Here is a 13,858-nt window from a genome sequence, read left to right as displayed (position 1 = left end):
TTCGATCCATCGAGTCGCTCTACCATGCTGCGCATGATGGACATGGGGAGCAAGCGCGTCGGGGCGGTCGTGGCGGTAGCGGTCTTGGCAGCACTGGCCGGGTGCTCCGACGACAGTTCGAACACCGAAAAACCGAAGGACAGCGCCTTCGCGCTCACGGCCAAGGACGGACAGGCCACGACGTTCGGTTCCGGTGACCTGTTGCGCGGCACCGATGCGACAGCCGTGGTCGGAGTGTCCGACCCCAAGAACGGCAAGATCGCAGTCGCCGCCGACGGCTCGTATTCCTACACGCCCAACCCGGGTTTCACCGGTACCGACACCTTCACCTACAACACCACGGACGCCGTGCACAACTACACGACATCGATTCCGCCGCTCGGTGAGGTCGGCGGCGTGAAGATCTCCGGGAGTGGATACGGTTCGTCGTGGACACCTGCGCCGGGAGTTGCGGGCGAGTACTTCGGCTTGACTGACCGCGGTCCCAACGTCGACGGGGTGCAGGACAACCAGAAGGTCGAGCCGATCCCGTCCTTCACACCCGCGATCGGCCGATTCAAACTCGCCGACGGAAAAGCTGAACTGCTGCAGTCGATTCCGCTGAAGGCAGCCGACGGCAGTCCGCTCAACGGTCAGGTCTCGACGGAAGCGAGCACCGGCGAGACCATCGTCGACATCAACGGCGCTGTCCTGCCGCCGAGTCCCAACGGCTACGACCCCGAAGGCGTCGTCGCCCTCGCCGACGGCACCTTCTGGGTGTCCGACGAATACGGTCCGTACATCACGCATTTCGGCGCCGACGGACGAGCGACGGAGCGGCTGTCACCGTTCGACGCAACGCTGCCCGGCGAATTGAAGCTGCGGACGCCGAACCAGGGCATGGAGGGGCTGACCATCACGCCTGATGGCAAGAAGCTGGTAGGAATCATGCAGAGCGCCTTGAAGACTCCGGGCCTGGACGGTTCGGCGAAGTCCGTGCCGTTCGCGCGCATCGTGACGGTGGACCTCGCTAGCAAGAAGACTGCGGAGTTCCTCTACCCGTTGGACAACCCGAAGAAGACGAAGGTCGCGAACAGCGAGATCACAGCGCTGTCGAACACGACGTTCGTCGTGGACGAGCGCGACGGCGAGTTCGAGCCCGGAGCCGACAAGAAGCTGTGGACGATCGACATCACCGGTGCGACGGACGTCGGTCCGCAGTCGACCGTCGCAGGTGCGCGCTACGACGCGGGCGCCGGTGGCCTGCTGGTCGGCGACAAGCCGCTGGAGACCCTCGTCGGGCCGACCGACACGGACGGCGCGGTGAAGACGTTGCAGGACAGCGGAATCACGACGGTGCGTAAGACCTCGTCGCTGGATCTGGGCGGCCTGCTCACGTCGCTGAACAAGGACGGCAAATTCTTCGGCCACGACAAGGTGGAAGGTGTTGCGGCCATCGACAACGGCACCAAGTTCGTCATCTCCAACGACAACGATTTCGGGATCGTCGGCGTCACGAACAAGCAGCCGCCCTTCACGCTGAAGGAGAAGGATCTGCCGAATGGCACGCAGGATGCCGGTGAGATCCTGATCGTCGACACCACCAAGCTGCCTGCGAAGGTTACCGAGCACACAGCGTCAGTCGAGGTGAAATAGCTCCTGCTCGGCGAGGGCGCGGCGCGATTCTTCGTGCAGCACCTCGATCAACTGCTGCTCGATAGTGACGAACTCCGGTGACGTCATCACCGCAAGCTCGCGCGGGCGGGGTAGGTCGACGTCGACCTCGCACACCACGCGAGCGGGCCTGGCGGACAGGACGATCACGCGATCGGCGAGGTAGACCGCTTCGCGGATGTCGTGGGTGATCATCAGAACCATCCAGTGGTATTCCTCGCGTACCTCTTGCAGCCAGGTCTGCATCTCCGTGCGGGTCAGCGAATCGAGTGCACCGAACGGTTCGTCGAGCAGCAGTACTTCGCGATCCTGCACCACCGTTCGGAGCATCGCCGCGCGTTGCCGCATGCCACCCGAGAGCTGGAACGGTCGTGCGCCTTCGAAGCCGGCAAGGCCGAAGGTGGGGAACAGCTTTCGGGCCTGCTGGCGCGCGGCGTTCCTGGACATGCCCTGCACCTGGAGACCGAGTGCGGTGTTGTCGAGGACCGTTCGCCACGGAAACAAGAGGTCCTTCTGCGGCATGTAGGCACAGTGCGATCCGACGGTCGGACTGTCACCGCCCACGGTGATCGAGCCGTCGTCGGGGGTGTCGAGGCCCGCCAGCATGTTGAACACTGTGCTCTTCCCGCAGCCGCTGGGTCCGATCACGGCGACGAACTCGCCGGGCTCGACAGCGAAGGTAACGCCGGCGAGCACCTGTCGCGAATCTTTGTGCAGGGGATAGGCCTTGGTGACCCCGTCGACTGCCACGCGCGTGCCGGTCATGCCTGCCGCCTCTCCGTCGCAATCCAGGGCGCGACCAGCCGCTCCACCACGAAGGTGAGCAGGAAAAGCGCGGTGCTGATCAGCGAGGTGACGAGCACCGCTGCCAGTACCAGGTCCGTGCGGAAGGAATTCTTCTGCTGCGCCATGTAGATGCCCAAACCGGCACTGGCTCCGACGTATTCGGCGAACACCGCACCCACCACGGCGTAGGTGATGCCGATCCGCAACGCGGTGAAGAAACGGGGCATCGCCGATGGTAGCCGCACATAACGGAATTCGGTCCATCGCGACGCACCCATGCTGCGCAGCAAGGCCCCCGCCTCCCGGTCGGCGGCAGCAAAGCCTTCGATCAGACCGATCGCCATGGGAAAGAAGGTGGTCAACGAGATCACCAGGATTTTCGGTAGCAGTCCGAAGCCGAACCAGATGATCATCAGGGGAGCGATCGCGATGATCGGGAGCGTCTGCGACGCCACGAACAGCGGAACCAGCGCACGTCGCAGCCATGGGGAGAAGTCGACGACAATCGCCAACGCCCACGCGACCGTCAACGACACGGCGAACCCGATCAGCGTGACCTGAAGCGTTGCACTGGCATTGGTAGCGATCGCGTCGCGGTGCGCCCAGCCCTGTGTGAGGACGCGACCGGGCGACGGCAACACCTGTGGCCTGATACCGCTGACGGACACGTAGATCTGCCACGTCGCGATCAACGCGACGAGTGCGACGAGGGCGGGCGCGATCTTTCGAGTTACGCGAACCCCGGACCAGCTACTTGGCGAGATAGTCATCGGTGAAGTACGTGGACCAATCGGGTTCGGTCGTCAGCTTCTTGCCGGACTGATCGACCAACAATCCGTGCTGATAGAGCAATCGGGAGTACCCGGTCCACTGTTGGAGAGTTTGGGTTCCGACCTTGCCGTTCGCGTCCTTCATGTATTTGTCGGCGAGCATCTGCTGGCTTTCCCGCACCAGGGCCTCGTCGGTGAAGGCTCCTGAGTTGGCATCGATCAGATCCTGTGCGCCCTTCGCCGGGTTGTCCGCGGCGAGCTGGTAGCCCTTCTGCAAGGCCTGCACGAACTTTCGAGCCTGATCCGGATGATCTTTCAGCCACTTCTGGCTGCCGTCGATGACGATCGCGTAGGCGTCGGGGAATCCGTAATCGGTGTAGTTGAAAATCTTGAACGGCGTCTTGTTGTGCTGCGCCTCGATGCCCTCCCACGCGATGAACGGGACCGTGAAATCGGCCTTGCCGGAATACACCGCGTCGTAGGCGGAAGTTCCGAGGGTGACGTTCTTGAAGTCGCCCTTCCCGCCCGCATTGATGATCACCTGCTTCAGGGTGTCCACCTCGCCCGCATCACCGAACCCGGCATATGTCTTGCCGTCCAGGTCTTTCGGTGTCGCGATGTCCGTGCGATCGGCTCGAACGCCGATGCCGGTCGCCCAATGCTGCAGCGGTGCCATGACGGATACGATGTCGGCGCCACCCGCCTTGGCGAACGTGGCGGAGTTCTGGAAGCTGACCCCGAACTCGGCGTTGCCGGAGTCGATCAGCGTGTCCGGCGAGGTGTTGTTGTAGGGCAATATCTGGACGTCGAGGCCCGCGTCCTTGAAGTAGCCCTCCTGCTGGGCGACGAAAAATCCGGTGTGGTTGGTGTTGGGCGTCCAGTCGAGAGCGAATCGAATGGTGGACGAGTCGTTGCTGCCTGCTGAGCACGCGGTCAACATGGACAGGGCCGCGACTGCGACAGCGGCACTGACGAGCGTGCGTCGAAATGGCATTCGGGGTGATCCTTTCGGGTACAGCGAGATCAGTCTGCGGGCCACGGTTGCGGGTTCAGCGCGGTATCCCAGAACATCAGCTCGTAGCGCGCTGCGATGGTGAATGCGGTGATCATCTGCGTGCGCTCGGCCTCGGTGGCTGCTGCGCCTGCCGCGTCGACGACCTCGCGAGCGCGGGCGACTTCGTCCTGGAATGCCGGGTCGTCGTAGGTGGTCACCCACTGTGCGTAGGGATGTGCTGGATCGGCGGCCAGTACGTCCTTCGCGGTTGCTGCCAGCGTGCGCCCGACGTCGGCGTAGATCCAGAAGCACGGCAGCGCGGCGGCTGCGCCCACTCCATACGGTTCGGTGGCGGCCGTTGCGATGAGATACGACACATATCCGAGGCACGCGGCGGAGTGCACGGGGGCGGTGTCGGCCTGGGGAAGTGACCCACCGGTGAGCAATCGCTGGTGCAGCGACAACTCGACGGTGGCCGCGGTCGAGCTCGCATTCGACCAGAACCCGGCGGTGACGGGGTCGGGTGAGCGCGCCGCGAGCAGTGCCAGGGCTTTCGTGTATCCGGCCAGGTAGAGCGCATCTTGCTCTATGTAGGTTCGAAAGACGTCGAGAGGGAGCGTTCCATCGCCGAGGCGGCGGAGAAAGTCCAGCTCATCGATCGATTTGCGAAGCTGCTCCGTCTCGGACCACAGGCGGTCCGTGAAGCGCTCCGTTGTTTCATGGGTGCTCGAAATATCAGCCATGACATCCCTTCGTCAGCATTACCTGCATCAGGTTCGCGGGTTTCATCTCAGCTCCGCACTGGCGGAACACCCCGTGTCAGTCGTCGCCGACCCTAGCAGTACCTGCGAGATCCGTGCGGCTCGCCGGGTCGACGAACGGTCGTTCGCCAGGTTGTCCGGCTTACTCTGGAAATGAATCTTCGCTCCAAGCAGCGCAGAAAGGGGTTGATATGTCGGAGTTGGACCAGGACATACGCGCAATCGATGATGCGGTTGCAGAGGCGGCTACGCCGATCGTGAGCACCAAGTACGGCGATGTTGCGGGGCGCCGCGACGGGACGACCCGCGTGTGGAAGGCCATCCCGTTCGCCGCCGAGCCGACCGGACCGCTGCGCTTCCGGGCACCCGTTCCGCCGGAGCCGTGGAACGGCGTGCGGGAATGCACCGAGTTCGGCAAGATCGCGCCGCAGGGCGTTGCAGTATCTGTTCCCGTCGATCCCGGGCTGAAGGCGGGCGAGGACTGCCTGTGGCTCAACGTCTGGTCGCCCGCGGAGGAGGCGGCACCGCGACCGGTTCTCGTCTGGATTCACGGCGGCGCATACTGTCTCGGCTCGTCCGCGCAGCGGATCTACGACGGCAAGATGCTGGCCGAGCTCGGCGATTGCGTCATCGTCACCTTCAACTATCGGCTCGGCGCGCTCGGCTTCCTCGATCTGTCGTCGTTCTCGACCGACGAGCATGTGTTCGAGTCGAACTTGGGCTTGCGCGATCAGATCGCCGCACTGGAGTGGGTCCGCGACAACATCGCCGCGTTCGGCGGTGATCCAGGGAACGTGACGCTCTTCGGTGAGTCGTCCGGCGGCGGATCGGTGACGACCCTGATGACGTCGCCGCACGCGGAAGGGCTCTTCCATCAGGCGATCGCGCAGAGCCCGCCTGCCACATCGGTGTACGGGCCCGAGCGCGCCGCGGGCGTTGCCCGGCGCTTCCTCGAGGTGCTCGACCTGTCTCCGGAGCGCGCGGGCGACCTGTACGACCTGCCGATCATGGAAATCATCGAAGCCAGCGACGCGCTGGTCGACGAGATTCCCGAGAAGGTGCCGGGGACGCTGGCGATGGCGCCGGTGGTGGACGGCGACATAGTTCCGCGCTACCCGGTTGCCGCGTTCCAGAAGGGGTTGTCGCACAGGATTCCGCTGATCATCGGCACCAATCATGATGAGGCGTCACTGTTTCGGCTGATCAAGTCGTCACTGATGCCGGTGACGCCGGACGCCGTCAACGCGATGCTGAGCGGTATCGCCGTCGATCACCCGGACCTCTCTCCGGAGCGGCTTGCCGAAATCATCTCCGCCTACCCGGATGCATCGAAAGCGAAAGGTGCGCAGGCGCTGTCGCAGGACGCGGCCTTCCGGATGCCGAGCATCTGGATCGCCGAGGCGCACAGCAGGCACTCGGCAACGTGGCTGTATCGCTTCGACCACGCGACGCCGATGCTGAAGGCGGCCCGCGTCGGCGCGGGGCATGCGACCGAATTGCCCTACGTGTTCGGCAATTTCGGAGCATTCGATCACGATCCGACGTTCTGGCTCGGCGGTCGCAAGTCGGCGATGGAGGTCTCCGGCCGTATCCAACGGCGCTGGTTGGCCTTTGCGGCACACGGCGTTCCCGCAGCGATCGACGGGTCCAAGCACTGGCCGTCCTACAACGAGGAGTCTCGCGCAACCCTGCTGATCGATTCGACCGACGCTGTCATCGACGATCCGGACAAGGATCTACGGTCGGCGTGGGGCGACGAGGTGATGGCGTTCAGCTGAGCTGTTCGATCGTCACGCACGGGCCGCACCGGCGGCGCCGTCTTCGACGACATAGGTCGCGCGGGTGCTGATCGGTGCACCTGGCTTCTCGACGTAGGGGACGACGCGGAAGTCGCTGCGCCACTGGGCTTGATCGACGTGCACGCGGACGTAGCCGCGCTGGCCGTTGAAGAACTTCAGGTTCGGGTTCGCGGCAAGGAAGGTCTTGCCCTGATCGTCGATATCGGCGCCGTCGCCGCCACTGGTGATCGAGGTGCCGACGAATTCCGTTGCCACCACAGGTGAATTCGGGTCGCTGAAGTCGCGGCGCAGATCTGCCGCGTAGTTCTGACGACGATCGCCGGTGATCACCACCAGATTGCGCACTCCTCGCCGCTGAGCCTCGGACAGCACCGTGTTGCGATCGGCTACGTAGCCGTCCCACGGATCGGTGTAGACCTGCGTGGCAGGCCCTGGATCCGCATCGGTCTGGCCCATCGGCACCTGATTGCCGATCACCTGCCAGCGCGCGGCCGAGGTGGTGAAGCCGCCGAGCAACCAATCACGTTGCGCCGCACCCAGCAATGTGCGATCCGATCGGAATCGGTCGGGGCAGTTCGCGGTGAGGGTGTCGCCGCAGGCCTGGTCGTCGCGGTACTGGCGGGTATCGAGAATGGTGAACTCGGCCAGGTTGCCGTACGCGATTCGCCTGTGCAACCGCATGTTCGGGCCTGCGGGGGTCTGTGCGGCTCGCAACGGCTGATGCTCGTAGAGCGCCTGGAATGCGGCAGCGCGGCGTTGCCGAAACACCGCCGGTATCTGGTCGATCTCGAAGTCGAGTTCGGAGATGTCGCCCGCCCAATTGTCTTCGACCTCGTGATCGTCCATCGTCACGATCCAGGGGAACCGCGAATGTGCAAGCTGGAGCGGTGCTTCCGCCTTGTATCGCGCGTACTGCAGGCGATAGCGCGCGAGGTCGAACGCCTCGCCGCCGAACTGCGGTTCGACGGGCGCGCCGCGCCTGTTGTCGCGCAGACCTTGCTCGTAGATGTAGTCGCCGAGATGTACCACCAGGTCGAGGTCTTCGGCGGCCATGTGGTCGTAGGCGGTGTAGAAGCCGTCGTTCCACGCCTGGCACGACGCGAACGCGAACTTCAGATTGTTCTTGGCGAAGCCAGGCAGGGGAGCCGTTCGCGTACGACCGACCGGTGAGATGACATCGCCTGCACGAAATCGGTAGTAGTACACATAGTCCGGCGCGAGCCCTGCGACCTCCGGATGCACCGAGTGCCCGAGTTCACGAGTGGCAACCGCACTCCCGCGCCGAACCACGTGACGGAAACCTTCGTCGCGCGCGACCTCGTACTCGACGGTGACCGGAGCGTCGGGCATCCCGCCGAAGCCATCCGGGGCAAAGGGATTGGGGGCCAATCGAGTCCACAGGACTATGCCGTCGGGTGCCGGATCACCGGACGCGATCCCCAGAGTGAAGGGATTGTCCATGCGGGCGGGTGTGGGAAAGGGTTTCGCGCTCGCGACCGCGCCGGTTCCCATCAGCACCGCCGCTGCGCCCGTAGTGCCGTACCCGAGGAATCTGCGTCGCGAGATGCCCACGGATCGGAGCGTGACAGGCCGACTTTACGATCAGCCGACTTCGCCGTGGCTGTGCCGTGAATTCAGTACGGACTACGCCACCAGATCCTTGTACTCGGCGTGACCGTTTATGAACTCGTCGACGAACCAGCAGGTCGGCATCACCTTGAACCCCTGCTCGCGGGAGGTATTAAGGGCGGACTGCACCACCTGAGCCGCCAAACCACGGCCGCGAAACTGCGGAAAGGTCAGAGTGTGATTGAAGTCGCGGACACCAGGTCGCTCCGCGTACTCGGCGTATCCGGCCAGCTCGTCGTCGGAAAAGATTTCGAACCTGCTGAGTTCCGGCTTGTGCTCGATGCGTGTCGACATTGGGTCGCCCTTTCTTACAGGATTGCGCCGGGATTGAGGATTCCGTCGGGGTCGAGTGCGTGCTTGATCCGTCGGGTCAGTTCCATGACGTCCTCGCCGAGGTAGTCGGGAAGCCATGCCTTCTTCAGCCTGCCGACGCCGTGTTCGCCGGTGATGGTGCCGCCCAACGCGATTGCCAGGTCCATGATCTCGCCGAACGCCAGATGCGCTCGCTCTGTCATCGCGGCGTCGTCGGCGTTGTAGACGATCAACGGGTGCGTGTTGCCGTCGCCGGCATGGGCGATCACCGACACCATCACGTCGCGTTCGGCGGCGATGGCCGCGATGCCGTTGACCAGATCGGGTAGCTGGGGGAGCGGGACGCCCACGTCTTCGAGCAGCAGCGAGCCCTTGCGCTCGACGGCCGGAATCGCGAAACGGCGTGCGGCGCAGAATGCTTCACCCTCCTCGGCGTCCTCCGTGCTGAATACTTCGGCGGCATTGTGTGCGGAGCAGGCCGCCTCCATCGTTGCGGCCTCACTGGCGGCGAACGCGCCCGGCGAATCCGATCGCGCGATCAGCAACGCCTCGGCGGTGCGGTCGAGGCCCATGTTCATCGCGTCCTCGACCGCGTTGATCGCCACCTTGTCCATGAACTCGAGCATGGACGGCCGTAGCGATCGGGTGATGTCGAGAATGGCTCCGGTTGCATCCTCCATGGTGGAGAAGGTCGCGACGACCGTCGCTTGCTTGGGCTGCGCCGGAATGAGCCGGAGGGTGATTTCGGTGATGATGCCGAGGGTGCCTTCGCTACCGACGAAGAGCTTGGTCAGCGACAGTCCCGCAACATCTTTCAGACGTGGACCGCCGAGCCGCACCGCGGTGCCGTCGGCCAGCACCACCTGCATGCCGAGGACGTAGTCGGTGGTTACGCCGTACTTCACGCAGCAGAGTCCGCCTGCATTGGTCGCGGTATTGCCGCCGATGGAACAGATCTCGAACGACGACGGATCCGGCGGATACCACAGGTCGTGTTCGGCGACTGCCCTTTTCACCTCTGCGTTGAGCAGGCCGGGTTGGACCACCGCCGTACGGGTGACCGGATCGATCGTGATGTCGCGCATTCGTTCCGTGGTGAGCACGATGCCACCGTCGACAGCGGTCGCTCCGCCGGACAATCCGGAACCCGCGCCTCTGGGCACCACCGGTACGTGATGTGCGGTCGCCCAACGCATTACCGTTTGAACGTGCTCGGTCGACGTAGCCCGGACAACGGCGAGGGGTGAGCCGGCGTCGGGATCGCGCGCCCAGTCCTGCCGATAGCTCGCCGTGAGATCGGGATCTGTGAGCACCGATCCGTCGGGAAGTTGCTCGACAAGCTCGGTCAGGTCCATCGGCGTCCCGCGTTCCATCGATGTCACTGTCCGCTCGCTCCGGCCACAACTGGGCCAATTTTCAACTGACTGTTCACGCTCGCCAACCCGCATGCAAGTCCGTTGCGCGGTAGGTACACCGAGTCGTACGAGTTGGGCGGGTAGACGCGCACGCCGTTGACCGGAGTCGGATTGCATTGCCCCGCAGGGTAATTCTGGACGTTGACGGCGATTACCAACGCCGAGGCTTGCTCGCCCGGCTCGATGCGCACGGGCCCGGCGGCGATGCTCTGCCGTTGAGCTGGAGCGCCGACCGGCTGACCGTCTGCGCTCTGCACGTACGAGACGCCGGGAAAGCCATCGAGCGTGCAGGACCGCTTGCCGGTGTTGGTGAAGACGACGGCGAATGCGGTGCTACCCGCCGCGGCGCCCTCGTTGCCGAGGGAGGCGGTCAACTCTCCGACGGTGCAGCCGGCCGGGTTCGCGGGAGCGGACGGGGTGGTCGACGGTGGCGCCGACGGCACTTGCGACGATGCAATCGCGGTTGTCGGAGCGGTGCTGGTTCCCGTCGTTGCCGTCGTCGTGTCGCCCGATCCGCATGCAACGAGCCCGATCGCGCCGATGCACAAAGCTGCCGATGCGGCCGTTCGCGTACACCTCATCTGATCAACGGTAGTAGCCGTGCCAATCTGGTGCGATGACCCCCGACATGTCTGTCTACGACGCGATCAGAATCCGACGCGATGTGCGGGCCGAGTACACGGGTGAGGTGGTTGCGGACGACGTGCTTCGTCGCATCCTCGACGCGGCGCATCGGGCACCGAGCGTTGGCAACAGCCAGCCGTGGGATTTCGTCGTCGTTCGCGACAAGGGTGTGCTGGCCACGTTCGCCGGCCATGTGGCCGAACAGCGTCAGGTGTTCGCAGACACCTTGCCGCCCGATCGGGCAGCGACGTTCGACCCCATCAAGATCGACGGGATCGTAGAGAGCGGCACCGGCATCGTCGTCACCTACGACCACGCGCGCGGTGGTCGACACGTGCTCGGACGCCAGACCGTCGCCGACACCGGGGTGTTCTCCGCCGTGCTCGCCATTCAGAACCTATGGCTTGCGGCGGTCGCCGAGGGGGTCGGCGTCGGATGGGTGTCGTTCTACGACGAGCGGTTCCTGAGTGACTTGGTTGCCGTCCCGGCCGGGGTGCGCCCGATCGCATGGTTGTGCGTGGGGAGTGTCGCAGAGTTTCAGACGGCACCCGACCTGGAGAGATTCGGCTGGCGGGCGGGTCGACCACTCGACGATGCGGTGCACTGGGAGCAATTCTGAGCGAGTCACATGAGTCACATCCGTAACTCTGTTACCAGATCGTGGCGGGTGCGACACGCAATGTTGCCTGTAGGAGGCATAGCGTCAGCGAACCCGAACGAGGAGGTAGCAGTGCCTAAATCCGCTCACCAGGACTCTGCCGAAATGATCTCTGCGCTGTTCTCGTACGAGTTCGTCGACGGCGGCGTCGACTACGACTCGCTCGAGCAGATCCACAGGTGCGACATCCACGACTGGGTGAGCGCCCTGGAAAGCGCAGGTCTCTTCGATGACGCCGTCGTCGCCGAGATCGAACAAGCGTGGCGATCGAACCCGAAGTTGCTGTTGGATCTGCTGCTCGCCGAGGCCGACGAGATGACGATGCGGCGCTGCCTCATCACCTGGGCCGCCCTCGATCGGATTGCTCCGCTCGCCCAGATCGGTTAAAGCCCAGATCGGTTAGAGCCGCTGCACCGATTCGCCGTTCACCACGATCGCCTGGTGATCTGTCAGCGCCCAGTGCGGGGTGTCGTCGGCGAGATAGCGGTCGACGATCGTCCGGCTCGCGTTGTCGGTATCGATGACCGAATTCCAGTGCGGAACGATTGCCCGGTCGACAAGGCCGAGCCCATCCCAGATCGGCTCGATGCCACAGGTGGGAAGCACCTCGTCCGGATCGTCGGCGGCTTCGATGCCATGCAACGACGGCGTCAGCAGGCAGGCGCCTGCGCTGTAGCCCGCGTAGACCAGCGAGTCGTCGGCCAAGCGGTCGCGTAGAACTCGATCGGTGCCACTACGCGCGCATTGAGCGCGTAGGACGAACGTATTGCCGCCGCGAACCCAGACCACGGGAAATTCGGCGAGGGTTGCTGCCAGCGCATCGGTCCTGTCGACGTAGTCGCGAAGGTCGACCTCGCTCGGTTGGAATCCCAACTTGCGTAGCGGAGCGCAGTCACTGACCGCCGCCGATTCCCGCGCCGCCGGCGGCCACGCATCCGCAGCATTGGCGATCACCGCGACTTTGCCGGGCGTGCCTGCCAGTTCCAGAAAGCGATCCTGATGGTCGCCGAACCGGTACGAGGCCAAAAAGAGTCGCATGGGTCAGAACACGAAAGCGAGGTTGTCGACGATTCGCTGACCTACCGCTCGGTCGCCCTCGATTTCGATGTCGTCCTTGTGCGCGTCGACGCTGGTTCTTCCACCGGCCAGTCGCGTGAACACACCGGAATCCATCCGTATCGTCGTAGTCGCGAGACCGTCGAAACTGTCGACCAACGCGGCCCTGTCGTCGACGGCGACGTTGAGGTTCTCCGGCAACGGTCCGCTCAGCGCCACCGCGATGCGGGAGCCCTCCGGCGCCTTGCCGCGTTTGGCGAACACGCGGGGGATCGCGTCGGCGATGTCCTGGAACGCGAGGCGTCCGCGCGCGCCGCCCTCGTCGCCGGGGATTCCGACCGCATCGCGAATGTCGTGTTCGTGCATCCAGCAGTCGAACAGCCGAACTCGCATGAAACGGCCGTAAGGGACGTCACCGATCGGCGACGGGGTCGGCGCGTTCCAGTCGTCGTCGGACATGTCGGTGAGGTCGGTTCTGCGTAGCGCTGTCACCTCGCGGAATCGAGCGAGCATCTCGGTTCCGGTCAGCGGTCGAAGGCTCTCGACCCACAGTTCGTTCATCGCAGCGAGCTCGTTCTTGACGTGCGGGCGTGCTCGAACGTCGACGTCGACGGTCGGTAACTGGTCGCCGCGCATGAGGCTCTCGGTGCCGATCATGTGCGCGACGACGGCATGCACGTCCCAGCCCGGCAGCGGCGTCGGCAACCGCCACTGGTTGTCGTCGAGGGCGCTGAGCACATCGTCGATCGCGGTCCACTCGTCGAAGAGCGCGGTGGTGATCTCGGCTTTGCTAGTCATCCGTCGATTCCGTCCGTTGCAGCGCCGATCGGATCGCCGCGGCCGCCCCTTCGGGATCCTTGTTGGGGCGCAAGATCAACCCGCGTGCGAACCGCAGCTTGTCGCTGTTGTGCCGGGGGAGCACGTGCAAGTGCGTGTGCGCAACTGTCTGGAAGGCAGATTTACCGTCGTTGACAAGCAAGTTCGCGCCGTCCGCGGCCAGCTCTGAGTGGCGGACCGCGTTGGCCAACCGGTGGCCGACGCGGAACATGCGAGCGCCCAGTTCCGGGTCGAGTTCGTCGAGTTGGGCCGCGTGCGTCTTCGGTATCACCAGGGTGTGACCGCGAAGGATCGGGCGCACATCGAGAAACGCGAGAATGTCGTCGTCTTCGTACACCCGAGTCGACGGCGCATCACCCGCGACGATGGAACAGAAGATGCAGGAGGTCACGGGCTCGACAGTAGCGGCAGACCGGCGGCCGCCGTCTACGGGCATCACGGTCGATTTCGGTCGTGGGTTACGCTCACCGCTGGCCTGCGGTAGGTGTGACACTCGATCTTACTTTTGAGTAAGTTACGGTAGTGTAGGTTCAGTCGCGTCCGTACGACAAACTCACAGGAAGT

At 64.3% G+C, this 13,858-nt stretch carries 16 protein-coding genes and 1 riboswitch; of the genes, 5 read left to right on the top strand and 11 right to left on the bottom strand.

Going from position 1 to position 13,858, the window contains the following annotated elements:
• Window positions 1–33: 33 nt before the first annotated feature.
• Window positions 34–1,635, top strand: coding sequence for an esterase-like activity of phytase family protein (locus FOY51_RS12105; protein ID WP_235916285.1), 1,602 nt, complete (start codon window positions 34–36; stop codon window positions 1,633–1,635).
• Here the strand turns inward: FOY51_RS12105 and FOY51_RS12100 are convergent.
• From FOY51_RS12100 to FOY51_RS12085, 4 genes are all read right to left on the bottom strand, one after another.
• Window positions 1,618–2,418: an ABC transporter ATP-binding protein gene (locus tag FOY51_RS12100; protein WP_149430501.1), complete on the bottom strand. Its 801-nt coding sequence runs from the start codon at window positions 2,416–2,418 to the stop codon at window positions 1,618–1,620. The genes FOY51_RS12105 and FOY51_RS12100 overlap by 18 nt on opposite strands.
• Window positions 2,415–3,209: an ABC transporter permease gene (locus tag FOY51_RS12095; protein WP_149430500.1), complete on the bottom strand. Its 795-nt coding sequence runs from the start codon at window positions 3,207–3,209 to the stop codon at window positions 2,415–2,417. Before FOY51_RS12095 ends, FOY51_RS12100 begins: the two co-directional genes overlap by 4 nt.
• Window positions 3,190–4,203, bottom strand: coding sequence for an ABC transporter substrate-binding protein (locus FOY51_RS12090; protein ID WP_149430499.1), 1,014 nt, complete (start codon window positions 4,201–4,203; stop codon window positions 3,190–3,192). The genes FOY51_RS12095 and FOY51_RS12090 overlap by 20 nt, the downstream gene beginning before the upstream one ends.
• Window positions 4,204–4,232: 29 nt before the next feature.
• Entirely contained in the window at window positions 4,233–4,946 is a 714-nt protein-coding gene (locus FOY51_RS12085; protein ID WP_149430498.1) for a TenA family protein, read from the bottom strand.
• Window positions 4,934–5,030, bottom strand: a riboswitch (TPP riboswitch). (Overlaps the previous gene by 13 nt.)
• A 125-nt stretch (window positions 5,031–5,155) precedes the next feature.
• Here FOY51_RS12085 and FOY51_RS12080 point away from each other — a divergent pair.
• Entirely contained in the window at window positions 5,156–6,742 is a 1,587-nt protein-coding gene (locus FOY51_RS12080) for a carboxylesterase/lipase family protein (protein ID WP_149430497.1), read from the top strand.
• Between the two features lie 12 nt (window positions 6,743–6,754).
• On the opposite strand, the gene FOY51_RS12075 is transcribed toward FOY51_RS12080, so the two are convergent.
• The 4 genes from FOY51_RS12075 to FOY51_RS12060 form a co-directional block, all read right to left on the bottom strand.
• Complete coding sequence (locus FOY51_RS12075) at window positions 6,755–8,335, bottom strand: alkaline phosphatase D family protein (protein ID WP_149430496.1); 1,581 nt, start codon at window positions 8,333–8,335, stop codon at window positions 6,755–6,757.
• 72 nt (window positions 8,336–8,407) lie between these two features.
• Window positions 8,408–8,686 (bottom strand): GNAT family N-acetyltransferase, encoded by a 279-nt coding sequence (locus tag FOY51_RS12070; protein ID WP_149430495.1) that lies wholly within the window; start codon window positions 8,684–8,686, stop codon window positions 8,408–8,410.
• A gap of 14 nt (window positions 8,687–8,700) precedes the next feature.
• Window positions 8,701–10,077, bottom strand: coding sequence for an FAD-binding oxidoreductase (locus FOY51_RS12065; protein WP_235916284.1), 1,377 nt, complete (start codon window positions 10,075–10,077; stop codon window positions 8,701–8,703).
• 5 nt (window positions 10,078–10,082) lie between these two features.
• On the bottom strand, window positions 10,083–10,493 hold the full coding sequence (locus FOY51_RS12060) for a DUF4232 domain-containing protein (RefSeq protein ID WP_187776282.1): 411 nt from the start codon (window positions 10,491–10,493) through the stop codon (window positions 10,083–10,085).
• Window positions 10,494–10,503: 10 nt separating this feature from the next.
• On the opposite strand from FOY51_RS12060, the gene FOY51_RS27165 reads away from it, so the two are divergent.
• The 3 genes from FOY51_RS27165 to FOY51_RS12050 all read left to right on the top strand — a co-directional run bounded on the left by FOY51_RS27165 (window position 10,504) and on the right by FOY51_RS12050 (window position 11,788).
• A complete protein-coding gene (locus FOY51_RS27165) occupies window positions 10,504–10,704 on the top strand; it encodes a hypothetical protein (protein WP_187776281.1) in 201 nt (66 codons plus the stop codon).
• A 43-nt stretch (window positions 10,705–10,747) separates the two neighbouring features.
• Window positions 10,748–11,362 carry a 5,6-dimethylbenzimidazole synthase gene (gene bluB / locus FOY51_RS12055; RefSeq protein WP_149430821.1) on the top strand — a complete coding sequence of 205 codons (615 nt, stop codon included), beginning with the start codon at window positions 10,748–10,750 and terminating at the stop codon, window positions 11,360–11,362.
• Between the two features lie 111 nt (window positions 11,363–11,473).
• Entirely contained in the window at window positions 11,474–11,788 is a 315-nt protein-coding gene (locus FOY51_RS12050; RefSeq protein ID WP_235916283.1) for a hypothetical protein, read from the top strand.
• Between the two features lie 12 nt (window positions 11,789–11,800).
• Here the strand turns inward: FOY51_RS12050 and FOY51_RS12045 are convergent, their stop codons facing one another.
• The 3 genes from FOY51_RS12045 to FOY51_RS12035 are packed head-to-tail and all read right to left on the bottom strand — an operon-like array spanning window position 11,801 to window position 13,685.
• Window positions 11,801–12,439: a Type 1 glutamine amidotransferase-like domain-containing protein gene (locus FOY51_RS12045; protein ID WP_149430493.1), complete on the bottom strand. Its 639-nt coding sequence runs from the start codon at window positions 12,437–12,439 to the stop codon at window positions 11,801–11,803.
• A gap of 3 nt (window positions 12,440–12,442) precedes the next feature.
• Window positions 12,443–13,255, bottom strand: coding sequence for a maleylpyruvate isomerase family mycothiol-dependent enzyme (locus FOY51_RS12040; RefSeq protein WP_149430492.1), 813 nt, complete (start codon window positions 13,253–13,255; stop codon window positions 12,443–12,445).
• Window positions 13,248–13,685, bottom strand: coding sequence for an HIT family protein (locus FOY51_RS12035; protein ID WP_149430491.1), 438 nt, complete (start codon window positions 13,683–13,685; stop codon window positions 13,248–13,250). Before FOY51_RS12035 ends, FOY51_RS12040 begins: the two co-directional genes overlap by 8 nt.
• Window positions 13,686–13,858 lie beyond the last annotated feature (173 nt).

Origin of the sequence: Antrihabitans cavernicola, assembly GCF_008297975.1 — a bacterium.
Taxonomy (GTDB): Bacteria; Actinomycetota; Actinomycetes; order Mycobacteriales; family Mycobacteriaceae; genus Antrihabitans; species Antrihabitans cavernicola.
Note: the sequence above shows the minus strand (reverse complement) of the source record. Positions and strands in the feature narration are given on the sequence as shown.

Coding starts and splice junctions, on each gene's coding strand:
- FOY51_RS12105 (WP_235916285.1), top strand. CDS start 34: ATGATGGACATGGGGAGCAAGCGCGTCGGGGCGGTCGTGGCGGTAGCG.
- FOY51_RS12100 (WP_149430501.1), bottom strand. CDS start 2,418: ATGACCGGCACGCGCGTGGCAGTCGACGGGGTCACCAAGGCCTATCCC.
- FOY51_RS12095 (WP_149430500.1), bottom strand. CDS start 3,209: ATGACTATCTCGCCAAGTAGCTGGTCCGGGGTTCGCGTAACTCGAAAG.
- FOY51_RS12090 (WP_149430499.1), bottom strand. CDS start 4,203: ATGCCATTTCGACGCACGCTCGTCAGTGCCGCTGTCGCAGTCGCGGCC.
- FOY51_RS12085 (WP_149430498.1), bottom strand. CDS start 4,946: ATGGCTGATATTTCGAGCACCCATGAAACAACGGAGCGCTTCACGGAC.
- FOY51_RS12080 (WP_149430497.1), top strand. CDS start 5,156: ATGTCGGAGTTGGACCAGGACATACGCGCAATCGATGATGCGGTTGCA.
- FOY51_RS12070 (WP_149430495.1), bottom strand. CDS start 8,686: ATGTCGACACGCATCGAGCACAAGCCGGAACTCAGCAGGTTCGAAATC.
- FOY51_RS12065 (WP_235916284.1), bottom strand. CDS start 10,077: ATGGAACGCGGGACGCCGATGGACCTGACCGAGCTTGTCGAGCAACTT.
- bluB (WP_149430821.1), top strand. CDS start 10,748: ATGTCTGTCTACGACGCGATCAGAATCCGACGCGATGTGCGGGCCGAG.
- FOY51_RS12045 (WP_149430493.1), bottom strand. CDS start 12,439: ATGCGACTCTTTTTGGCCTCGTACCGGTTCGGCGACCATCAGGATCGC.
- FOY51_RS12040 (WP_149430492.1), bottom strand. CDS start 13,255: ATGACTAGCAAAGCCGAGATCACCACCGCGCTCTTCGACGAGTGGACC.